The sequence below is a fragment of the Enterococcus sp. DIV0236 genome (assembly GCF_050558525.1).
GTDB classification, from domain to species: Bacteria; Bacillota; Bacilli; order Lactobacillales; family Enterococcaceae; genus Enterococcus; species Enterococcus faecalis.
The window spans coordinates 2,660,414-2,683,847 of record NZ_CP187891.1; the positions used below are offsets into that span (position 1 = coordinate 2,660,414).

The window sequence follows — 23,434 nt, forward strand, 5'->3', positions numbered from 1 at the left end:
GATGAATTCAAAGAAAAAAGAAATAGCGGCAATCAAAATGAGGAAATCAACTAAAAAGAAATGTATCATTTGCGTAAGTGCGTTATTCGGAATGAGGATACTTGCTGAAATCGGAATCAATTATTCTCTTGGTAAGCGAACATGTTCGCAACGACTCCAAATAATTAACGTTTTGAGAACTGTGAAGCTTTACGGGCTTTTTTAAGATCTGATTTTGTGACAGAGATTTTGAAATAGTTAAAGAATCCTTTAACAGCAATAGATTAAACAATTTTTCAAAATGAATTTCAGCACATTTTAAGACCATCATACCTCAAGACGAACCCAAAAATATGCGTGAATCAGAACAATAATAAAATAAAAATCAGAAGATATATTTCACGTTTTTATCGTTCATTTTTAGTAACTAAAACAGAGATTTAAAGAGTATCATATCTATATATTTATCTCAAATAGTCCGACAGAAGTTCTTTTTCTTTTTGTTTTCTAAGTGAATCTATCCTTGTTGTAATAACTAAAGCATGTGAAATATATTTTATACCTTCAAAAATATCAAGCAAGCTATTCAAGAAATTAATTTCTTTATCCAATAAAGGAACTAAACTACCTGTCCAACTATGTGTACGCATGGTTAAATATAATTTTTCAAAAAAAGGAGCGTCAATATCTTTATCTTTGAGCAATTCGAATAACTGTAGTAATACCTCATCATCAAATATTTCAAGAGACAGATTGTACAAATTAACCAATCTATTCTCATCCTCAGTATCAAGCACTTCTGCTTTTACAAACTCTAAAGCACGTTCAGTATTTGCTTTGAATATTCCTTCCAAATATGGGTCTACTCCAACATAAATCACACGATTTTCTCGGATTAAAAAGTCTAAATACTTTCTAATCCCATCCTCTGCAACTTCGGATGTCCATATGCGCTCTAATTGAGCATCATATTTGGCAAAACTTAAACTTCCTCTTAAAGCATTTAGTTTCACAAGAAATAAATAAATAAAATTAATATCTTGCTCTTCTAATAAACTCTTGAAAATTTCTCCTGATTTATCAACTTCTTCACTACCTAAAATATCTAAATATATTTCTTTTAAATCTTTGTAGCCCACTATATTTATAATTCTTTTTGCAATATCTTCAAAAACATAATCAGGTATGAAAAATCGTCCCAATATTTTTCCTTCTCCAAGCTTATTCCTTAAAACATCTAAAATAGCTCTATCTTTTTCAATATAATTTTCAAAAGATAAAATATTAAAAGTATTTATTTTCTCATAATTTTTAAGTTCCTTTAAAAATAAGATAAGCTCTTGTATCCTATCTTTATTAATACTTTTACATGTTAACAGATTGGAAAGATACCATCTTTCATCAAGTTCTTTTTCAATGCTACTTAAAATATTTTTACCTTCTTCAAATGATAACTTTTCCATGTAAAAGTTAAAGTTGTAATACGAGAGAACGAAATCACTATTCAATAGAACTGTTAACATTTTCACTTTATCTTCTACGTTCAATTTTAAGTACAATAAAAGTAGTGATTCTTCCAACTCATATTTATTTAGTAATTCATCTGACTGGTATTCCGCAAGTACATTAAACAACCATAACCAGTCATTAGAATGTTCGCCAAAAACTTCACTAAGATTTTTTATTCTTAATTTTTGAATCTTTTCATAGTCAAATTCCTCTGCCATATAATCTAGCCCATTAGATGAAAATATCTCATAAATTTTTTGCCTAATTGATGGTTCATATTCAAAGAATGGCTGAGATTTCAGTTTTAGCTTCTTTGCTTCTGAATTCAATTTGAATACTATCGCTTCTTGTCTAACACCTGGCTTACTCAAATCTTTAAAAAAAAGATTTTCTATACATTTTAAATCCGAACTAACTGTTTCTAAAAAACAGTTCTCCACTTCATAGACTGGATAATTAAATAATAGTTTATCTATATGGTTATTAACTTCTACATATTCCAAATTAAAAATTTCAAAGAGCATATAAAATATTTTTGTATGAAGTTCAATTAGGTAATCTCCATCAACTAATCTGTAGTGCCTAAAGCCCCCTGCTTGACCATAAGAAATTAACTTTTCCCCAGAAAACTCTAAAAATTTTTCAGCAATATTAACAATTAGCAATGCTGTCAACTCATTAATAGTTTCTTGTTTTGAGAAAATTTCAAAAATACAAAATCTTTTTTCTAGATAAGAATTCCGATCCTCTTCAATATCAAAATTCGATTTGATCGCTGAAAAAACTTCATAAACTTTATCCTGTCTCCTTTTTAAGTATTCCATAAGAAGTATACCAGCATCATTAAATCTTTCACCGCTTGACAATGAACAAAGAATCTCAATAATCGGATCATCGACTCGATTATTTCTTTTTTTCTCTTCAAATTCTTTTTGAGATATTTGATACTCACTAGGGTTAGCAGATTGTATCTTCTCGTTAACGTAGGCAAGTGCTTCAATAGGTATTAATACCCCGTATTGTGTTAGAAAACGTTCTTTATCCACATCTATAATACCTTCATTATAGACATACTTTATCTCAGCTGTTAAGTAATCTATCCAGTCATTTGAGGATTTAAAATTATTAACAAGTACAAGCATCTCAACAATCTCTTTTGCATTTTCAGGGAACAAACTGATGAAAAAGTCTCTTACTTTAAAAACTTTGTTATCTGCAATAAAATCTATTATCACAAAATCAGACAAACTTTGGTCACTGATCTTAGCCGCTTTATCTTGAAATATGTCACATAACTCTTTATCGTGTAATTGCCTTATTGCAAGTAAAAAGCTATCAAAATCTATTTTAAAAAATTTCAGCAATTCTCCCAAAGATTCTTTATCAGTCAAATTCAACTTATGTTTAAAACTCAAAATAAACAAACTGATTTTCTCATTTGGAGAAAGAGAATTTTCTTTGATAATTTGATTATAATAACTACCTAATACCTCTTTTTCATTATCAATAAATTCATACTTTTTTTCTTTCGTCATAATAGCTGCAATTACTGCTATTCTAGGATTATTATGAGATAATTTCATTATTTTTCTCAAGTTACTAGTAGAAACTTTATTTATACTGTTGATTAGTAACTCAATCTGTTTATCACTCATTAAAGTCACTTTTTGTATTTTTGTTTTAAAAGACTTTAACTGATTAATAATTCCTGAAAGTGCATAGTCTCTTACAGTAATAATAATTTTCAACTTCTGTTCATACTCTTCTAATCTCAACAAATTAACAATTGCATCGAAATTAGTGATCGTATTGGCATCATCTAAAAATAAGTAATTTACTTTATTGCTATCTAATGCATCCTTAACATCTTGATAAACAGGCATACTATTGCTTTTAACACAAATCACATTACTATTTAAAGGCAATCTTTTGCATATCTCAATAGCTAGCTTCGTTTTTCCCGTTCCAGATACTCCGGATAGTAAAAGAATCTGATAATCATTTAGGCCTTCTACCAATTCTTCAATTGTTTGTGTTTCATCAATATAAGAGGTATTTAGAGGAGCATTAGTTTTACTTTTATCATGAACGGAAATAAATTGTTCTATATTCCAAACTTGCTCCGTTGATTCTATTATTCCAAGAAATTCCTTTGTAATATCTTGATATTTAAACTGAAGAAGGTCGTGGGATAATGTGTCTATACCAATGAGAGTTAGCTCTATTGAACCAGCCAACTCTCTGAGCTCTTTATCTTTTGCTACAGTTAAATTAGAAGAGGTGTGACAACAAATTATTTCTTGAATATCTTTTTTGCTAATTTTTGTTTTTTCAATTGCTTCTTTAATATCTATCTCTAACTTAGCTGTAGAGTCTGCTCTCGTACCATACATAACTAAAACGTATCTATTAATTTGATTATCAAAGAAGTATGTATCAGGTATTCCTTTTGTTGTCTTATCAGTCCCCTCCATAGAACCTAGAGATACGATATTTCCCCAACTTCTTTTACGATAAAGATAACTATCACATAATTTTTGAAATTTCCCTCCCTCTAGTTGTTTGATTTCATTTTGAATTCTATTCAACCTTGACATTTTCCCCCTCCTAATCTATCCACATCAAAACTGCTACTGGAATAGCTCATAGTACTTCGTTTGTAACAACTTTCTATACCATTATATATTTTATTGTGTACTTTCCCTATAAAATATAGTTTATCATATTTTCATTGAACAGAAACCTTATAACATCAACTAAAAATTTGATTCATTTTACAGTTTGCCTACTTAAGTTACAGTTTTAATTTTTTTCTTCTTTTGCTAAACTCATTTTGAGGTGATGAATATGTATAAAAATAGACTGAAAGATTTAATGCTAGAAAGAAATATTAGTAACCACAAACTAGCAAAAGAAACTGCAATATCTCGGCAAGCTATTAGTAAGATTAAAAACAATGAAATTCATGATATTTCCGTTAATGTATTAACTGAGTTGTTAGAATATTTTGACGTATCTTTTGATGAATTTGGAACAATATATACCCGTGAAGAGTGCTTACAAGCATTCCTACCTAATAAAGGTTTTAATCATGAAAATTTGGATCTATTAGAATCTTTACTTTCTAAAAACCTTCATATTTCATGCAAGTATCATCCTTATTCGTCAAAACAATGCTTGAATATTTATTCCAAAGGATATTTCAAAAAGTTTTCTTTTTCAGGAAATATGCGAATCAATACTACTTTATATGGATTAACATTTGAGATAACAGATTTTGATTTATATAAAAAAAGTGAAAATTTTCACTTTGATGATTTCTATAATTTCTATAAAAAATTTATTATTCAACTAGAGAACTATGCTTTAATATTAGGATTTACTCAAATAGTTATAAATATCAACTCTTATACGGACAAAGATTTACAAACATACTTAGAGCCTAGAGCAGTAAATTTAAAAGATTTACAGTTTTTAGTAAATAATTACAAATATTCTAATAGAGAAAATGAATTAATTAAAACATCAATCATTAAGAATCGAGGTTACATAGAACATAGCAGCAATAATTTCTATCAAAAAATAAAATCTGAAAAAGAGAGGATAAACAATTATGTAGACTGCCTAAACCAGTTGACATTTTTTGAAAAAGAACAAAAACGTATTTCTATGTTTTCAGAAGGAAATATATATTCCAACCACGATACAAAAAAATTTATCAAACAACTAAATACAGAAATTATCCCCAAAGAAAAGCTCGAAAAGGATGTCAAAAGACGATGGGGGTGGTGATGTTCTCATTTTCTTTCATCTTTCTCTATGCTATACTAATCTCGGCAACTTGCCCCCAAGGGGGGTGTGTAATATTGGATGAGCTTCTATCGTTAGTCATTGCGCCTATATTTGTAGGTATTGTTATTAAACTTTTTTCTCACTGGTTAGATGAGAACGACAATGACTAAAAGCAGGTTGCCTTCTAACTCACACATTCGTCGTCGCAACGAATGTAAAGAAAAACCACTCTATTCGCCGTAGAGTGGTTTTTGTGTAATATTGATAAAGCGACTATCGTTTCGCACCATCATAGTACCAAAAATAGAGTGAAAAAGCAACAATCCTATTTCATTAAACGTTTCAATAATATTTTACCATATTCTTTAATATACCTTGGAGGTAAGAAAAACAGCTTGCTACTCTTCTCATTTAATACAAAGCTATAAGTAAATATATTAATATAATCTATATTTTTTAGTCAAGTCTTCGTAATTTTATAACCTTGGATATATCATCAATCTCCAAAGCATCTGCAATACGTTCAATGTGTTCCAAATAGATTCTTTTTCGCTTGCCATTCGCAAGATTACTGAGATTAGATGGTTCAATACCTGACAATCTCGCTAGTTCTCTCAGAGACATATTTCTTTCAGCTAGTAAGTCATTAATCAATACTTCTACTTTAACCGATGTTTTTTCTTGACTCATAGTCATTTTCTCCTTTCTAAATGTTGTCTATATAAACATCGTATAGTAAACTATTTTTATAGTGTTGTTCGTATAGACATGCATTTTATATAAAAGAAGTGTATTTATGAGTAAAGTAAAAAAAGCAAATTTCGTCAGTTCTATCCATGCATATAGAGCAATTCATCGCATGACTCAACAAGAACTTGCAGAAAAGGTCGGTGTTTCAAGACAAACCATTCTTCAATTAGAAAAAAATTGCTATAATCCTTCTTTATTATTAGCTTTTAGGATTGCTAAATTTTTCCATGTGAGGATTGAGGATATATTCGTTGTTAATGAAAGTTAAACAGAAAAATATGTAAGTGAACAAAATTACAAAATTAACTAAAAAGAAATTTATCCTCTGCATAAGTGTATTTTTAGGAGGCGTATAATTTTGAAATCAGGATCCGTCATTCTATTGGTAATAAAGATAAGCGTGTAATCAGTCTATAAGACTTGTATAGCAGAAATAATACTGTAACTGCTACAACAAAAAAAGACACTTTCCAAATTGGAAAGTGTCTTTCAAAATGATAATTGAGTGGCACTCGATTTCCAAGGAAATCTTCGTCCCAGATTGTTTTCGTAAGCGAACACGTTCGCAACGACTCCAAGTAATTAACGTTTTGAGAATTGTGAAGCTTTACGAGCTTTTTTAAGACCTGGTTTTTTACGTTCAACCATACGTGCGTCACGAGTAAGTAACCCAGCGCGTTTTAAAGCAGAACGGAAGTCAGGATCTACTTGTAACAATGCACGAGCGATTCCGTGACGGATAGCTCCTGATTGTCCAGCATAGCCACCACCGTTTACGTTTACGATTACATCGTAAGCGCCTTTTGTTTCAGTTACGCCAAATGGTTGGTTGATAACTTCACGCAAGTCAGCATGTGGAATATATTCTTCTACGTCTTTTTTGTTTACAGTAATTTTACCAGTACCTGGTACTAAGCGTACGCGGGCAACTGCATTTTTACGACGGCCTGTGCCGCTATATTGTACTTGTGCCAATGAATTTCCCTCCTTAAATTAAGTTCGTGATATCTAATACTTCTGGTTGTTGTGCAGCATGTGGATGCTCAGCTCCACCGTATACGTTCAATTTAGTAAATTGTTTACGTCCTAAAGTGTTTTTAGGTAGCATACCTTTTACAGAAGTTTCGATAAGACGGCGAGAGTTTTTGTCGCGTAATTCACCAGCAGTCACTGATTTTAATCCTCCAGGATACATTGAGTGACGGTAGTAAATTTTGTCTGTAGCTTTTTTACCTGTTAATTTTACTTTATCAGCGTTAATTACGATTACGAAATCTCCAGTATCCACATGTGGTGTGAATGTTGGTTTATTTTTACCACGTAGTACAGAAGCAACAACTGCTGATAGACGTCCTAAAGGAACATCTGTTGCATCTACTACGTACCATTTACGTTCTACTTCGCCAGCTTTGGCCATATATGTTGTACGCACGTTTCTTTCCTCCAATTTTGTTTTCGATGTTTGACATACACTTGAGTTTCCGGGGCTCATTGTGGGGCAAACAATACCATTTAATATTTTACCTTCAATCACTGATAAAGTCAATGTTTTTCTGCGCTTTCAGAAAATAGATTTTCACTTATTTTTTTGTGCCTTTTAAACAGAAAAAAACCGCCAACGTCAACGTCAGCGGCTTTGGGAGTTGTTTTAAATTATGCGTCAATACCAGGCGCTTTGCCAAGTTTGGCTTGTAACATCCAAATATTTTTTTCGATGTCTGTTTTGTTTGCGATGAAAATGTCTTGTGTGCAGTCGTCGCCTTCTTCACCAGAAACTTCGATTCCTTTTGCGTAAAGGTCTGCTAAGTAACGGTAGCCTGCTACTAATTTTTCCATACGTTCTGGAATGGTGCGGTCCCAGTTACCAATTTCATCTTCAATTTTTGTATTTTCTGCGAATTCACGCAATGTTGAGAATGGAGAGCCGTCCAATGTGATTAAACGTTCTGAAACAACATCTAATTGCTCATTGATTTGATCCATGTATTCATCCATTTGTGGGTGAAGTGTTAAAAATTCAGGTCCACGCATATACCAATGTGTTTGATGAATTACCACGGAAAATTGGCTTAAATCTGCAACGAGTTGGTTCAAAATTTCTTTTGTTTTTTCAAATTTCATTCTTTGTCATCCTCCTAAATATTATTTCTACACTCTTAGTGTAATATGAATTGTGAAAAAAGTACACTGAAAACCTTTCTTTTTTAAAATTATTATCAAATTATAATAATTACAATTAATAATCTAATTAATTTCCTGAAATCGCTGTTTTTTCATCCGCAGTGACGACTTTTTGTTCCGCTTGAGTGAGGATCGTGTCGAGTGCCTCTGTCAACTCGTCAGTATCTTCTTTTCCTGTGACGAAAGCTAAAAAAAACTGATTCAGTCTCAGTTGCTCCACTGCTGGCAAGTACCATTGTCCTTCTACTTGCTTAACCGTTAATGGCAGTTCAACTGGCTCATGACTGACATTGATTTGTTGGATTTCTTTTTTTAAAACGGCTAGCGTGTGCTGCATGTCTAGCGCTTGTGTTGCCTGTTGCGTTTGCTGAAGAAGAGCAGTGGTTGTATCTTCAATCGCCGTCACAAAATCTAAGCCCTTAATCTGAAAAGTGATTGTCGCTTGCCCATTCAATTCTTTCGTGGCTACTAGGTGATATGACGCTTTTTTCTTCACTTGAGCCAGTAATTCTGCGCTAAGCTTCTGGGCTTCAGTCTCGGTGACTTCAGCGTTCATTTCTTTTAAGCTATTGAAAAATTGCTTCTGGAACTGTTGACGGCTCGTCTGCAAATGCTCCGCTAAGACTTTCGGTTCACGAAAAGTTTGAGAGAATGTCGCTGGCTTTTCTTGATAAATAAAGTAATCTACCAACTGTTGCGCTGCTTTTTCGCCGGAACGAGACGGTGCACTGCAGCTTGCTAACGCCCCAATGAATAACAGAAATAGTGGTAGTAGCTGTTTCTTCATTCCTCATCCTCATTTCCTCAAGTCTTCGTCTCTCTTCTAGTTAAGCAACTTCTCAGCCATTTGTCAAAGCTATTTACTATCAATTATTTGCGGAATTCTGCTAATTTTTGATAACTTTGTGCTAAAACTTGTTGAGTTTCTTGAAAAACAGGATACAGTTCTTGATAAACTAGCAATTGATCCGCTCGTGGCGTGACCGTTTCATGAATCAGCACCTGTTGCGCCGCTGCTTGCAAATTTGGTAACTGCCCTAAGCCTTGCCAACCTAGCAAAACAGCGCCTAATGCCGAAGCTTCGGTGCTATCAGTGAACGATAACGTTTCTCCCAGCACATCAGCCATGATTTGACGGAACACAGGGGAATCAGCAAAGCCGCCTGTCGCCCGAATCTCCTGAACGGGTCCACCGAGTTGTTTCAAATCCTCTAAAATAGTTTTTAAATTGAAACAGATGCCTTCCACCACCGCTCGAGCTAAATGTCCAGCATGGTGATTTTTGCGCAAGCCAATAAAACTTGCGCTCGCCTCTGCATTCCACAGCGGTGCTCGTTCACCAAGCAAATAAGGATGAAACAGTAAGCCATTTGCCCCAGCTGGCACGGTTGCAATTTGGGCCATAATTGGGTCATAGAGATTGGTCCCGTTTTGGATAGCTTGCTGACGTTCTTCTGCAAAAATCGTTTGGCTCGCCCAATCTAACGCAACTGCACCATTACTACTTGCACCACCAATCACCCAGTGCTGTTCATCTAGAGCAAAACAAAACGTTTCACCTTGCGGATGCAAAAAAGGTTCTTCGACAATATACCGAAGTGCGCCGCTCGTACCAACGGTCAAAGTCGCTACACCCATTCCTAGCGCTCCCAAACCTAAATTAGACAATGGACCATCCGCGCCACCAAGAACTAAAACCGTTTCCTCCTCAACACCAAGCATCTCTTGCCAAGAAGGCGCTAATGCTGGAAAAATGAACGTTGACGGGGCAACTTTTGGCAACTGTTCCTCCTCAATAGATAAATACGCTAAAATCGACGATTCCCATTGCCGCGTGTGAATATTAAATAAACCCATCCCCGAAGCACTACTATAATCTGTCCAGTATTCGCCAAAGAAACGGTAAAAAATGTAGTCCTTAATCCCAATAAACTTGGCCGCGCTCTGCGCAACGGCTGGCTGATTTTCCTGCAGCCAGCGAATCTTGTACAAAGGCGCCATTGGATGAACTGGCATGCCTGTCAATTGATAAAACAATTGGGCCGCTGGCGTTTCTTTTAACGCTTCCGCATAATCAGATGCTCGTGTGTCAGCCCAAGTAATCACTTGGGTCAATGGGCGTCCTTGCGCATCCATGGCAATTAAGCCATGCATCGCTGAAGCAAAAGAAATGAGCCCAATTGGTTGATTCTTCACTTGTTGTGTGACGGTTCGAATACAGTTCACCACAGCTTGGAACAGCGTTTCTGGGTCTTGCTCCGCCATTCCTTCAGTCTCTTGAATTAATGGATAACGCACATAGCTAGAAGCTACGACTGTGCCATTGGGTTGAAAAGCCACTGCTTTGGCTTGCGTAGTGCCAACGTCGACACCAATCGCTAATTTTTCCATTTGATTCCCTCATTTCTTGTTTCTTTTATTATTCCTAACAAAAAAAGATTTGTCTAGTCAAACGAAAAAGTTTAAAAAAAGCGTAGTTTATTTTTAAGGAGGTAACCTATGTTTTTCTTGAGTCTCTTTTTGATTGGTGCCTGTTTCGGTTCTTTTTTATGCTTAGTGGCGGAGCGCTTACCAGTAGGGCGTTCTTTGTGGTGGCCCCCTTCCCACTGTCAAGGTTGCCACCAGCCTCTACAACTCTATGAATTAATTCCAGTTGTTTCGATTTTGCTGCAGCGCTTTCGTTGTCGAAAGTGTCAACAGCCAGTAGCTAAGAGTTATCTTTTAGCAGAACTTGTCATGGGCGGCTTAACCGCAAGCTGTTTTTCAGCTGGCCTGACGATTGATGCTTTGATTCTCTGGTGGTGGCTGACGAGCGCTTTCACATTATCCTTGATTGATTACTGGTATTTAGTGGTTGAACCGAAGATTCTTTATCCTAGTTTTTTTGTGCTTTGCTTGCTGAAAGTGGCGGGTCAGCATTCGTTTTACTTACTGACTGGTCTTTTTTGTTTTTGTTTTTTCCAAGCCGTCTTACATTATTTTCCGGAAGCCATGGGGCGAGGGGATCTTTTGTTACTGGGTTTGTGGGGCTGTTTTTTACAGGTACCTCAGTTGCTGATGCTACTATTTTTTGCCAGTAGTTATGGCCTAATCTATGGCTACAGCTGTAAATTTTTGGGGTATCCAGTTGAACAGACACTTCCCTTTGTCCCCTTTTTAAGTTTGGGCTTACTCACAATCAGTTGCTTATAGCAAATAAAAAAAAGCCGTAAGGAGCATGCTCCTTACGGCTTTTTAGGGTTTATTTATTGATGTTTTTCATCGCATCTTCAGCAGCCATTTGTGCTTCAATGTCTGAAATACTATAAACGTTTTCGCTAGCTACGCCAACTTCTTTTGGTTCCATGTTACGGTAACGAGCCATACCAGTACCAGCTGGGATGATTTTACCAATGATAACATTTTCTTTCAATCCAAGTAATGGATCTTTTTTGCCACGGATAGCAGCATCTGTTAACACGCGTGTTGTTTCTTGGAAGGATGCAGCAGATAAGAAGCTGTTTGTTTCCAATGACGCTTTGGTAATACCAAGTAAAACTGGACGACTAGTAGCAGGGACGCCACCAGCAACTAATGTGTCGTAGTTACGGTCTTTAAATTCTGCGATGTCCATTAATGTTCCTGGAAGGATTTCAGTGTCACCTGGATCCATTACGCGGATTTTACGTAACATTTGACGAACCATTACTTCGATATGTTTGTCGCCGATTTCTACCCCTTGCATACGGTAAACACGTTGTACTTCACGTAATAGGTAGTTTTCAACAGATAAAACATCACGAACTTGTAATAATTGTTTTGGATCAATTGAACCTTCTGTCAACGGTGCACCACGGTGGATGATGTCGCCTTCAGCAACTTTCATACGTGCAGTGTAAGGGACAGTATAGGTACGTGTATCTGTTTTTCCTTTGATGGTTACTTCTTTTTGACGTGTGGCAGGATCTTCAGAAATATCGATAACTTCACCGGTTACTTCTGTAATCACTGCTTGTCCTTTCGGATTACGTGCTTCAAAGATTTCTTGGATACGAGGTAAACCTTGAGTGATATCGTCACCGGCAACCCCACCAGTATGGAACGTACGCATGGTTAACTGTGTACCAGGTTCCCCGATAGATTGAGCGGCGATTGTACCAACTGCTTCTCCGACTTCAACGTCAGAACCAGTTGCCAAGTTACGTCCGTAACAGTGCTTACATACACCATGTTTTGTGTTACATGTAAAGACAGAACGGATGGTTACTTTTTCAATACCAGCGTCCACGATTTCTCTGGCAAGATCTTCAGTGATTAATTGATCCGCACCAATGATGATTGCACCAGTTTCTGGATGAACAACTGATTTACGTGTATAACGACCTAATAGACGTTCGTCTAATGGTTCGATAATTTCGTTACCTTCACGAATGGCTTCGATTTCAAGACCACGGTCAGTGCCACAGTCGTCTTCACGAATGATTACGTCTTGGGCAACGTCAACTAAACGACGTGTTAAGTAACCTGAATCGGCTGTCTTCAAGGCCGTATCGGTCATCCCTTTACGAGCCCCGTGAGTTGAGATAAACATTTCTAAGACAGAAAGTCCTTCACGGAAGTTTGAGATGATTGGTAATTCCATGATTCGTCCATTCGGAGCGGCCATCAAACCACGCATACCAGCTAACTGTGTAAAGTTGGAGATGTTACCACGGGCTCCAGAGTCAGACATCATGAAGATTGGGTTACGAGCTTCCATACTTTCGATCAGTTTTTGTTGGATTTCGTCTTTGGCACCGTTCCAAACGCCGATTACACGTTCATAACGTTCGTCATCAGTAATTAAACCACGACGGAATTGTTTAGTAATTGTTTCAACTTGTTTGTGGGCAGCATCAATGATTGCTTGTTTTTCATGAAGAACCATGATATCGGCAATCCCTACCGTCATCCCAGCATAAGTTGAGTGTTTGTAACCTAAGTCTTTCATGCGGTCAAGCATTTTAGAGGTTTCCGTAATGTGGAATCTCTTGAAGACTTCAGCAATGATATTTCCAAGATTTTTCTTCTTGAATGGTAAAACTAATTCTTGCTCTTTAATGTGTGCAGGAATGTCTGTACCAGCTTCTACGAAGTATTTATCTGGTGTTTGAACAGTTAAGTTATAGTCTGTTGGTTCGTTCAAGTAAGGGAACTCAACAGGCATGATTTCGTTAAAGATGATCTTACCAACTGTGGTGATTAAGATTCGTTCTTTTTGCCAATCAGTAAATGGTTTGTCACCTAAAAGTGTTGTTTGAACCCCAATACGTGAGTGTAAATGCACGTAGCCATTTTGCCATGCTAAAACAGCTTCGTTCATGTCGCGGAAGATCATGCCTTCCCCTTCACGGCCTTCTTCTTCCATTGTTAGGTAGTAGTTACCTAAGACCATATCTTGAGATGGTGTAACAACTGGTTTACCATCTTTCGGGTTCAAGATATTTTGGGCAGCAAGCATTAACATACGAGCTTCTGCTTGTGCTTCTTCGTTTAGAGGCACGTGAACCGCCATTTGGTCTCCATCGAAATCGGCATTGTAGGCTTCACACACTAATGGGTGAAGACGAATCGCACGACCTTCAACAAGAACAGGTTCGAAAGCTTGGATCCCTAATCTATGCAACGTAGGTGCCCGGTTAAGTAAAACTGGGTGTTCTTGGATAACTTCTTCTAAAATATCCCAAACTTCATCTTCGCCACGTTCGATTTTACGTTTCGCATTTTTAATGTTTGTCGCAATTTCACGTTGTACTAATTCACGCATTACAAATGGTTTGAATAATTCAATCGCCATTTCTTTTGGTAAACCACATTGGTACATTTTTAAGAACGGACCAACGACGATTACGGAACGACCAGAATAGTCAACACGTTTACCTAGTAAGTTTTGACGGAAACGACCTTGTTTCCCTTTCAACATGTGAGAAAGAGATTTCAATGGACGGTTACCTGGTCCAGTAACTGGACGGCCACGACGACCATTATCGATTAAAGCATCGACCGCTTCTTGTAACATCCGTTTTTCGTTTTGAACAATGATGCTTGGCGCATTTAAGTCTAATAAACGTTTTAGACGGTTGTTACGGTTGATAACACGGCGGTATAAGTCGTTTAAGTCACTTGTTGCAAAACGACCACCTTCCAATTGAACCATCGGACGTAAATCTGGTGGAATAACTGGGATAACATCCATTACCATCCAGCTTGGTTGGTTACCAGAAGCACGGAAGGCTTCTAAGATGTCTAAACGACGGATGGCACGTGTCCGTTTTTGACCAGAAGCTGTTTTCAATTCTTCTTTTAATTGCGCAACTTCGCCATCTAAATCGACGTTATCTAATAATTGTTTCACGGCTTCGGCACCCATAGCAGCTTTGAAGGCTTGGCCATATTGTTCACGTTTTTCACGATATTCGCGTTCCGTTAACAATTGTTTTTTCTCTAATGTTGTGTCACCTGGTTCGATGACAACGTATGAAGCAAAATAAATGACTTCTTCCAATGCACGAGGGCTCATGTCTAAAACAAGACCCATCCGAGATGGAATTCCTTTAAAGTACCAGATATGTGAAACTGGTGCGGCTAATTCAATATGTCCCATACGTTCACGACGTACTTTTGAACGAGTGACTTCAACGCCACAACGGTCACAGACAATACCTTTATAACGGATACGTTTATATTTACCACAAGCACATTCCCAGTCTTTGGTTGGACCAAAAATGCGTTCACAGAATAACCCTTCACGTTCGGGTTTTAATGTACGGTAGTTAATTGTTTCGGGTTTTTTAACTTCCCCATAAGACCAGCTTCTGATCTTTTCTGGTGAAGCAAGCCCTATTTGCATACTTTCGAATTTATTTACATCGATCAAAAGGAATTCCCTCCATTTCCTTATTTAGAGAAGCTGAGTCAGCAACTTGTTAGCAAATGGCAAGCATCACTTGAAAGAAGGTCTGACGACACTTGGAACAAGTAATGACTTGCGCAGTTGCAACAAAGTCGCAGTTGAATCAACTCATCAGAGTGGTAGCGACAAATTAGTCTCTGTCTTCGGCTGTTTCAATTTCTTGAACAACGTCTTGCGCTTCTTCTTTCACGACTGATTCTGCTTCTTTTTCCAGCTGTTTCGCTGATTGTTGTTCCGCAAATTTGGTTAGTGCGTCAACGGTGATTAAATCATCATCGTCATCGTCCATATCGCGTAACTCAATCTCAGCTTCCTCAATGTCCAAGACACGCATGTCTAAACCAAGTGATTGTAATTCTTTCACTAATACTCGGAATGATTCAGGCACACCTGGTTTTGGAATTGGTTCACCTTTAACGATGGCTTCGTATGTTTTCACACGTCCGACAACGTCATCAGATTTGTAAGTTAAGATTTCTTGTAATGTGTAAGCAGCACCGTAAGCTTCCAGTGCCCAAACTTCCATTTCCCCGAAACGTTGTCCACCGAATTGAGCTTTACCACCCAACGGTTGTTGCGTAACAAGAGAGTAAGGTCCGATTGAACGAGCATGCAATTTGTCATCAACCATGTGGGCTAATTTAATCATATACATGACACCAACGGAAATACGGTTATCAAATGGTTCACCTGTACGTCCATCGTAAAGAACTGTTTTAGCATCGCTAGCCATACCAGCTTCACGAACAGTTTCCCAAACGTCTTCATCGGTTGCCCCATCGAAAACAGGTGTTGCAACGTGAATACCTAATTGGCGAGCAGCCATACCTAAGTGTAATTCAAGTACTTGTCCGATATTCATACGAGAAGGTACCCCTAATGGGTTCAACATGATATCAACAGGTGTTCCGTCAGGTAAGAATGGCATATCTTCTTCCGGCATAATACGGGAAACAACCCCTTTATTTCCGTGACGTCCCGCCATTTTATCTCCTTCGTGAATTTTACGTTTTTGAACGATATAGACACGAACTAACATGTTGACACCTGGTGATAATTCATCGCCAGCTTCACGAGTAAAGATTTTCACATCATGAACGATACCGCCGCCACCGTGAGGTACACGGAGAGACGTATCACGAACTTCGCGGGCTTTTTCCCCGAAGATTGCGTGTAATAAACGTTCTTCTGCAGATAATTCTGTAACCCCTTTAGGTGTGACTTTCCCAACTAGTAAGTCGCCATCTTGAACTTCAGCACCAATGCGGATAATCCCCATTTCGTCTAAGTCTTTCAATGCGTCTTCCCCAACGTTTGGAATTTCACGGGTAATTTCTTCAGGTCCTAATTTCGTATCACGTGCTTCTGATTCATATTCTTCAATATGCACAGAAGTGTAGACATCGTCTTTAACTAAACGACGGCTCATGATAATGGCATCCTCGTAGTTGTAACCTTCCCATGTCATGAAGGCAACTAAGACGTTTTGCCCTAAAGCCATTTCGCCTTCTTCCATAGAAGGTCCATCCGCTAAAGTATCGCCTTTTTCAACTTTTTCACCTAAGTGAACAATTGGGCGTTGGTTGTAGCTTGTTCCTGAGTTAGAACGACGGAATTTTGTAACCATATATTTGTCTAATGCGCCATTGTCGCGACGAACGCGAATTTCTTTTGCATCGACGAATTCTACGACACCGTCATGTTTACATAGTAAAGCAGCACCTGAGTCATGGGCTGATTTATATTCCATACCTGTACCTACCCACGGAGAGCGTGGTTGAATTAACGGCACCGCTTGACGCTGCATGTTGGCACCCATCAAGGCACGGTTGGAGTCATCGTTTTCTAAGAAAGGAATACATGCTGTTGCGACTGCGACTACTTGTTTTGGTGAAACGTCCATGTAGTCAACTTTGTCTACGGCAACTTCTAAGTTTTCACTTTGTAGACGCGCCATAACAACATCATTGGCAAATGTGCCATCTTCATTTAAAAGTGAGTTCGCTTGCGCTACGATATAATGGTCTTCGATGTCTGCTGTTAAGTAATCTACTTGATCAGTAACACGGCCTGTCGCACGATCAACACGGCGATAAGGCGTTTCGATGAAACCAAATTTATTCACTTTCGCATAACTAGATAAGCTATTGATCAACCCGATATTTGGTCCCTCAGGCGTTTCAATTGGACACATACGACCATAGTGAGAGTAGTGAACGTCACGAACTTCATAACCGGCACGGTCACGAGTCAAACCACCAGGCCCTAAGGCTGATAGACGACGTTTATGGGTTAACTCACCTAATGGGTTTGTTTGGTCCATGAACTGTGATAACTGTGAAGAACCAAAGAATTCTTTGATACTTGCTACCACTGGACGGATGTTAATTAATTGTTGTGGTGTCAATGTTTCTGTGTCTTGAATAGACATTCTTTCACGAACCACACGTTCCATACGGGCTAAACCAATACGGAATTGGTTTTGTAATAATTCGCCTACTGAACGGATACGACGATTACCTAAGTGGTCGATGTCATCGACATTACCGATATCTTCCATTAAGTTGAAGAAGTAGCTCATTGAAGCAACGATATCTGCTGGACGAACTGTTTTTACGCTGTCGTCTGGATAGCCGTTACCAATCACATTTACGATACGTTCAGGATCTTTTGGTGAAAGAACTTGAATCACTTGGATCGTCATTGGTTCAGTTACTACCGCATCTTCACTTGGATAGTAAGTTACGCTGTTTAAGCCGTTGTCAATGTATTCGCCTAATGTTTCCATGATTTGGTGTGTTAAAACTGTGCCTTTTTCGACAATGATTTCACCAGTTTCTGGATCAACTAGCGTTTCAGCTAAGGTTAAGTTTAATAGACGTGTTTTTAAGTCTAATTTTTTGTTAACTTTGTAGCGACCAACGTTTGCCAAATCATAACGTTTTGGATCAAAGAAACGTGCAGTTAACAAGCTACGTGAGCTATCTGCTGTTTTTGGTTCGCCTGGGCGAAGACGTTCATAAATGTCTTTCAAGCCTTCTTCTGTACGAGAATCACTTGCGTTTTTGTGTAAATCTTTTTCAATTGTGTTGCGTAAGCTTTCGCTGTCGCCGAAAATTTCAAAGATGGTATCATCTGAACCGAAACCTAAAGCACGAACTAACACAGTTAAAGGAATTTTACGTGTGCGGTCAATCCGAACATAAGAAATGTCTTTCGCATCTGTTTCCATTTCTAACCATGCACCACGGTTAGGAATGACTGTTGAGCCAAAACCTTCTTTGCCGTTTTTGTCCACTTTTCCATGGAAGTAAACACCTGGAGAACGAACTAATTGGGAAACGATAACACGTTCTGCCCCGTTGATGATGAAGGTACCCATTTCTGTCATTAATGGGAAATCGCCGAAGAATACTTCTTGGGATTTAATTTCACCTGTTTCACGGTTAGTTAAACGTAATGTTACATGTAATGGCGCAGAATAGTTGGCATCATGTGCGCGGGCTTCTTCTACTGTGTACTTTGGTTCTTTTAATTCATAGTCAACAAATTCTAAGGATAAGTTTCCTTGGAAATCATCAATTGGTAAAATGTCTTCAAACATTTCACGAAGTCCCTCATCTAAAAACCATTGATAAGAGTCTGTTTGGATTTCAATTAAATTTGGTAATTCCAATACTTCACTGATACGTGCGAAACTTCTACGTTCGCGATGCTTTCCGTATTTTACTACGTGTCCAGCCAAGCTCTTCACCCCTCTAGTTATAAGTCTATCAAAACACCGATCCGAAAAATTACATTTACGTTACATATATTAAATATATGTAACAAAAAGCATTTTTTGCAGTTTTTAAGCAAAAAAAAACCAAAAATAGAACATGCTTCCGAAAAATTTTCTGGCGTTTCTACTTTTGTTTTCCTATAAAAAACCGGAACGGACAATATTTCGCTCCTGCTTCGTCACTTTCAGATAGTTTTTGCTCTATAGATTCTACTACCTTTGTCTAGAAAAGTCAAGGGTTTCTTTAAGGTTTTCTTTTTCATAAAAAGGAGTTTTTTTGTAAAGGGTTTTAATGAAAAAATGCGTAATAAATAATTACGCATTTTTTCAACAACTAGAAAATATATTCAATTATTTGGTCAATTTTCGCCATATCTTTTAATGGCAAATGCTCAATTTGACTTAATTTTCTTTCAGTGAAGTCCAAAGATTTCAGTTGTGAGATCACTACTTGTCCTTGGGTTTCTATGTCATCGGGCAACGTATATCGAGTGGGAATATTTTTAATGGTGGAAGTAATCGGGCAAATCACAGCAAACATGGTTTTCCGATTAAATTCATATCTTGACACGACTAAACCAGGGCGTCTCTTCTGAATTTCTTTACCTGCAGCAGGATCAAAATCAATCCATACAATATCTCCTTTTTTGGGAATGTACTTCTTTTCAACGTTCATTAAAAAAGTTCTCTCCCCTCAGGTGCAAGATCATGCCACTCATCTTTTTCATAATACTCACCTTCTGGACCTTCACTAAATGGATCCTGAATTTTAGGGACTAATGTAATTGTACCGTCGTCAGAATACATCACAATATATTCTTGGTCGACTTTTGGTTTTTTACCATTATCAGTGGGTAAAGTTAAAACGACCGAGCTTCCTTGTCTTCTTGATTTAGTTGTTAGCATGAAATCACTCCCTTCGCTTCATTATACTATGCCTTTGCAATGATGGAAAGAATTTTAAATCACACTTAATGTGACTGAGTTTACTATATAATGCGTAATAAATAATTACGCATTTTCCCTTATCTTCCTATTCGCACACAAAAAAACGAATGCAAAGATGCATTCGTTTTTGACTAACCGCCACCTAATAAAAAGTCTAGGACATTCATGCCGCCGCTTGTTTGGCTGCGGTAAAGTTCGGTGTAGCCGCATTGGGTACAGCTAATTGTAATAAATTTTTTATTTTGAACATCAAAAATTTTCGCAAAGTTCCCACCTGTTGCTTGAAATTGGTCCGACACATAGTGCATGTTGCCACATTTCTCACAAACATATTGTTGCTTTTCCATTCCCCTCACTCCTTCTCAATAAAATAAGTATAGCAAACGCCTGCTTCATTTTCCTCCATCCTAAGATGGATTTTTTCACTAGTTGACCAAGCCTTTTCCTTTCCGCTACAATAAGCATAACGAATCGGAGGAAAAAATATGTCGACAAAAAGCCAAGTCCTAACTTTATTGATGAAACAAACGCCCGCATTCCTTTCGGGCGAAGAGATGGCACAACGTCTGTCCTTATCTCGCACAGCTATTTGGAAAGCAATTAATGAATTGAAAAAAGATGGCTATCAAATTACTAGCGTGCAAAATAAGGGGTATCGCCTTGAGAAATCAGATGTCCTTTCTGCAGAAGGCATTCAGTTGGCATTATGGCCACAAACACCGCCTTTAACAATTACCGTCCTAGAAACATCTGAATCTACCATGACCGATGCTAAGCGGGCGATTTTAGACCAGACGCCCGACAATACATTGATTGTTGCTGACATGCAAGAAATGCCGCGGGGCAGGTTCGGCCGACCATTTTTCGCTACGCCAGGTAAAGGGATTTACATGAGCATGGTGCTTCAACCGAACCAAAATTTTGAAGAAATCGCCCAATATACTGTGATTATGGCCGTAGCGGTCGCTCGAGCAATGGATGCTCTGGCAGGCGTTCACACAGAAATTAAATGGGTCAACGACCTTTATTTAAATGGCAAAAAAGTTTGCGGGATTTTGTCGGAAGCCATGAGCAATGTGGAAACAGGGCAGATTTCCAATGTCATCATCGGCATGGGGATTAATTTTTCAATTACAGAAACCGAATTTCCTGAGGACATTCGGCAGAAAGTGACTTCTCTTTTCCCAGATGGTGAACCGACGGCGACGCGAAATGAATTAGTCGCCAACATTTGGAATCATTTTTATCAAATTTTAGACGAACGTTCAACGAAAGACTTTTTAGAAGAATACCGACAACGCTCCTTTGTGATTGGCAAAGACGTCGCTTTTACCCAAAACGGGCAAGACTTCCGCGGCGTTGCGACAACCATTAATGGAAATGGAGAATTGATTGTCCAGTTGCCTGATGGCACGGCCAAAACGTTGTCTTCTGGGGAAATTAGTTTGGACCAGATTGGTGAATGGCGTCGAGGATAAGTGGGGAAGTTTAGAAAAAGAGCAAGAAAGCATCTGTCTAAATTTAAACAGATGCTTTCTTGCTCTTTAAAAATCAACTTCTTTTTGTGCTAACATTTCGCACAATTCTTTTGGGAAATTCGTATAGGGATTTTCATTGATTTTCATTTCTTCTAAAGGAGACAACCAGTTTTTATTCGTATTCTGAAAAGCAATAGCTACTTTTTCTTCAAGATACTTACATACTTCTGCGCCTTTAAAATTTCGATAACTGTCTTTTAAATGCAGAACTTTCTCTAATCTCCCATATAAATTTTCTCTAGTCATGTATCGATTGACTTCCTCAAAGTGAAGTAATAACCAGAGTTCAAAGCATTCATTTGAAAAAATTGTCTTGATTTCAGGACGATGTCGTTGTGCACATCTTACCGCGTTTTCAATCGATTCTGTGGTTTGTTCGTCCTTGTCATACATAACATAAAACAAATCATAATTGTCTCGCTCCGCTTTTCCCATACTCCGAATACAGGAAACGGCGTATTCGACCAACGCCTCTCCTTGACGTCTACATGTTTTTACTTTGAGTTTACTTTTAATATTGACTGCAGAATATTTTCGTTTAATCAATCTAAGGTAAGCTTCTTCTGTTTCTCCTTCGCAAAAAATCATGACATTTGGTTTTAATTTCTTTCCTTTTTTTACCCTTTTTATTTTTGGCATACCAACTTCTACTCCTTTACCTTCACTGCCTGAACGATTTCACTTCGATCAATATGAGGAACACCACCGAACAGACCATTTAAATAACGGCGATAATATGTGATATCTCCGCGACCTTTTTTTGGGTCTGCTTCAAAGTCATACAAAGCGTATAATTCGCTGGCGCCACGATAATTCTTATCTGTGAAGTAAATTTGATCCTTTCTCAATTGATTATCCATCAAATGAAGTTCATGGGAGGTCAAGATAAATTGTGTATTCGTCTCCATGGCATTGAACGCTTCTAACAATGTTCCTGACAACTCTTGATGAAACGCATCATCAAATTCATCAAAAACAAAAACTTTTTCTTCTGGATTAAATAAAATATTTAGCGCTAAGCCAATTAATTTTTTTGTCCCAGAAGATTCCAAATCATAATGAATACGTTCTTGTCCGACCACTTGATTCATTTCGTCATATTGGTTATAAACAGAGTACAGCGAATACAGACTTTTCTTGACTCGACCAATTTCAATGGTCGGGGCTTTTTCTTGGATAATTCGTTCTAAAACAGCGGCTAATTTTTCTTGTTTCGAGTAATCTTCCTCTTTGTCTTTCACAGGAACCAAGTCAACCATGTTCATATCCGCAAGTTTCAAAAAGTTCAAGACTTTCTCTTTGTCTTTTTCATTGCTCAGCCGTTCAATATTCCGTAAAGATCCATCAAAAATAACTAACTGATTGGCAAACCAACGAACGACATTCGTAGCGTGCTGATCATTTTTTGATTCCAACGTATGGATAACTAACGAATTAGACTTAATTTGTGTTTGGTATTCTTGATATTTTTCTGGAAAAACGGAAGATTCCGCACCGTCTCTCTTAAAATAATAAACAAAATCATCCTGCGTTTTGTCATAAATCTCTAAAGATTCCTTAACTACTTCGCGCGCTGTGTTAGCTAACGAATAGCGATACAAGACACTGTCATTAATAAATTCAATGGTCATAACAGATGGGCTTTGTTTAGCAAGAGGGTCTAACGCAAAAGGTTCATATAATAAAGCATCATTAATCGAAGCTTGTTCTCTTAAAACTAATGTTTTTAATGCATTTAACCCACTCACTAAATTTGATTTTCCTGAACCATTTCCCCCAAAAATAATGGCACTCTTCAGTAACCTTAGTTTTTCTGGGTAATTTTTAGGTTTCACTTCGAAACGATTATTGACATACTTTCGTAAATACGCACCTGTTTGTAGGGAAAGTGTTTGTTCCTCTTTAAAAGATAGAAGATTTTTGACTGTAAAATTAACTAGCATGCTGTTCACCTCCTCGTTTTTTCATCTATTCTTTTATTATATCGTTAAAATCAGATACTGTAAAACGTTTTTCCGTTTTTAA

Annotated in this window: 19 protein-coding genes; 5 read left to right on the forward strand and 14 right to left on the reverse strand. The window is 37.4% G+C overall.

What is annotated here, in order from left to right:
- Window positions 1-443: 443 nt before the first annotated feature.
- Window positions 444-4,085, reverse strand: coding sequence for a hypothetical protein (locus IGK27_RS12755; protein WP_010830703.1), 3,642 nt, complete (start codon window positions 4,083-4,085; stop codon window positions 444-446).
- 250 nt (window positions 4,086-4,335) lie between these two features.
- Here IGK27_RS12755 and IGK27_RS12760 point away from each other — a divergent pair, with 250 nt between their 5' ends.
- Window positions 4,336-5,280: a helix-turn-helix domain-containing protein gene (locus IGK27_RS12760; protein ID WP_033626636.1), complete on the forward strand. Its 945-nt coding sequence runs from the start codon at window positions 4,336-4,338 to the stop codon at window positions 5,278-5,280.
- The gene (locus tag IGK27_RS12765) at window positions 5,280-5,450 is read left to right on the forward strand and encodes a type I toxin-antitoxin system Fst family toxin (protein WP_174089884.1); all 171 of its coding nucleotides are present in this window, start codon (window positions 5,280-5,282) and stop codon (window positions 5,448-5,450) included. Before IGK27_RS12760 ends, IGK27_RS12765 begins: the two co-directional genes overlap by 1 nt.
- Window positions 5,451-5,736: 286 nt before the next feature.
- On the opposite strand, the gene IGK27_RS12770 is transcribed toward IGK27_RS12765, so the two are convergent.
- Window positions 5,737-5,976 carry a helix-turn-helix domain-containing protein gene (locus IGK27_RS12770; RefSeq protein WP_373419330.1) on the reverse strand — a complete coding sequence of 80 codons (240 nt, stop codon included), beginning with the start codon at window positions 5,974-5,976 and terminating at the stop codon, window positions 5,737-5,739.
- 100 nt (window positions 5,977-6,076) lie between these two features.
- Here IGK27_RS12770 and IGK27_RS12775 point away from each other — a divergent pair, with 100 nt between their 5' ends.
- A complete protein-coding gene (locus tag IGK27_RS12775; protein ID WP_010830706.1) occupies window positions 6,077-6,298 on the forward strand; it encodes a helix-turn-helix transcriptional regulator in 222 nt (73 codons plus the stop codon).
- A 314-nt stretch (window positions 6,299-6,612) separates the two neighbouring features.
- Here the strand turns inward: IGK27_RS12775 and rpsI are convergent, their stop codons facing one another.
- The 5 genes from rpsI to IGK27_RS12800 form a co-directional block, all read right to left on the reverse strand.
- Window positions 6,613-7,005 (reverse strand): 30S ribosomal protein S9, encoded by a 393-nt coding sequence (gene rpsI / locus IGK27_RS12780; RefSeq protein ID WP_002354786.1) that lies wholly within the window; start codon window positions 7,003-7,005, stop codon window positions 6,613-6,615.
- 13 nt (window positions 7,006-7,018) lie between these two features.
- Window positions 7,019-7,447 carry a 50S ribosomal protein L13 gene (gene rplM / locus IGK27_RS12785; RefSeq protein ID WP_048670019.1) on the reverse strand — a complete coding sequence of 143 codons (429 nt, stop codon included), beginning with the start codon at window positions 7,445-7,447 and terminating at the stop codon, window positions 7,019-7,021.
- Window positions 7,448-7,683: 236 nt separating this feature from the next.
- Complete coding sequence (locus IGK27_RS12790; RefSeq protein ID WP_002354782.1) at window positions 7,684-8,151, reverse strand: Dps family protein; 468 nt, start codon at window positions 8,149-8,151, stop codon at window positions 7,684-7,686.
- Window positions 8,152-8,278: 127 nt separating this feature from the next.
- The gene (locus tag IGK27_RS12795) at window positions 8,279-8,998 is read right to left on the reverse strand and encodes a DUF5105 domain-containing protein (protein ID WP_010830707.1); all 720 of its coding nucleotides are present in this window, start codon (window positions 8,996-8,998) and stop codon (window positions 8,279-8,281) included.
- Between the two features lie 83 nt (window positions 8,999-9,081).
- Window positions 9,082-10,602, reverse strand: a complete 1,521-nt coding sequence (locus IGK27_RS12800; RefSeq protein WP_010830708.1) for a gluconokinase — start codon at window positions 10,600-10,602, stop codon at window positions 9,082-9,084.
- Window positions 10,603-10,710: 108 nt separating this feature from the next.
- Between IGK27_RS12800 and IGK27_RS12805 the strand changes: the two genes are divergently transcribed.
- Complete coding sequence (locus IGK27_RS12805) at window positions 10,711-11,403, forward strand: prepilin peptidase (protein WP_002424913.1); 693 nt, start codon at window positions 10,711-10,713, stop codon at window positions 11,401-11,403.
- Window positions 11,404-11,452: 49 nt separating this feature from the next.
- On the opposite strand, the gene rpoC is transcribed toward IGK27_RS12805, so the two are convergent.
- From rpoC to IGK27_RS12830, 5 genes are all read right to left on the reverse strand, one after another.
- Window positions 11,453-15,106, reverse strand: coding sequence for a DNA-directed RNA polymerase subunit beta' (gene rpoC / locus IGK27_RS12810; protein WP_002354777.1), 3,654 nt, complete (start codon window positions 15,104-15,106; stop codon window positions 11,453-11,455).
- A 166-nt stretch (window positions 15,107-15,272) separates the two neighbouring features.
- Window positions 15,273-18,887, reverse strand: coding sequence for a DNA-directed RNA polymerase subunit beta (gene rpoB / locus IGK27_RS12815; RefSeq protein ID WP_002389470.1), 3,615 nt, complete (start codon window positions 18,885-18,887; stop codon window positions 15,273-15,275).
- A 370-nt stretch (window positions 18,888-19,257) separates the two neighbouring features.
- The gene (locus IGK27_RS12820; RefSeq protein ID WP_002354774.1) at window positions 19,258-19,599 is read right to left on the reverse strand and encodes a type II toxin-antitoxin system PemK/MazF family toxin; all 342 of its coding nucleotides are present in this window, start codon (window positions 19,597-19,599) and stop codon (window positions 19,258-19,260) included.
- Entirely contained in the window at window positions 19,599-19,829 is a 231-nt protein-coding gene (mazE, locus tag IGK27_RS12825; RefSeq protein WP_002354773.1) for a type II toxin-antitoxin system PemI/MazE family antitoxin, read from the reverse strand. The genes IGK27_RS12820 and mazE overlap by 1 nt, the downstream gene beginning before the upstream one ends.
- A gap of 173 nt (window positions 19,830-20,002) precedes the next feature.
- Window positions 20,003-20,218: a zinc ribbon domain-containing protein gene (locus IGK27_RS12830; protein ID WP_002354768.1), complete on the reverse strand. Its 216-nt coding sequence runs from the start codon at window positions 20,216-20,218 to the stop codon at window positions 20,003-20,005.
- A gap of 138 nt (window positions 20,219-20,356) precedes the next feature.
- Here IGK27_RS12830 and IGK27_RS12835 point away from each other — a divergent pair, with 138 nt between their 5' ends.
- Window positions 20,357-21,349, forward strand: coding sequence for a biotin--[acetyl-CoA-carboxylase] ligase (locus tag IGK27_RS12835; RefSeq protein WP_002358973.1), 993 nt, complete (start codon window positions 20,357-20,359; stop codon window positions 21,347-21,349).
- Window positions 21,350-21,415: 66 nt separating this feature from the next.
- Here the strand turns inward: IGK27_RS12835 and IGK27_RS12840 are convergent, their stop codons facing one another.
- Together IGK27_RS12840 and IGK27_RS12845 are read right to left on the reverse strand one after the other, a co-directional pair.
- Window positions 21,416-22,048 (reverse strand): RloB family protein, encoded by a 633-nt coding sequence (locus IGK27_RS12840; protein WP_002358972.1) that lies wholly within the window; start codon window positions 22,046-22,048, stop codon window positions 21,416-21,418.
- 8 nt (window positions 22,049-22,056) lie between these two features.
- Window positions 22,057-23,352 (reverse strand): AAA family ATPase, encoded by a 1,296-nt coding sequence (locus IGK27_RS12845; protein ID WP_033626639.1) that lies wholly within the window; start codon window positions 23,350-23,352, stop codon window positions 22,057-22,059.
- Window positions 23,353-23,434 lie beyond the last annotated feature (82 nt).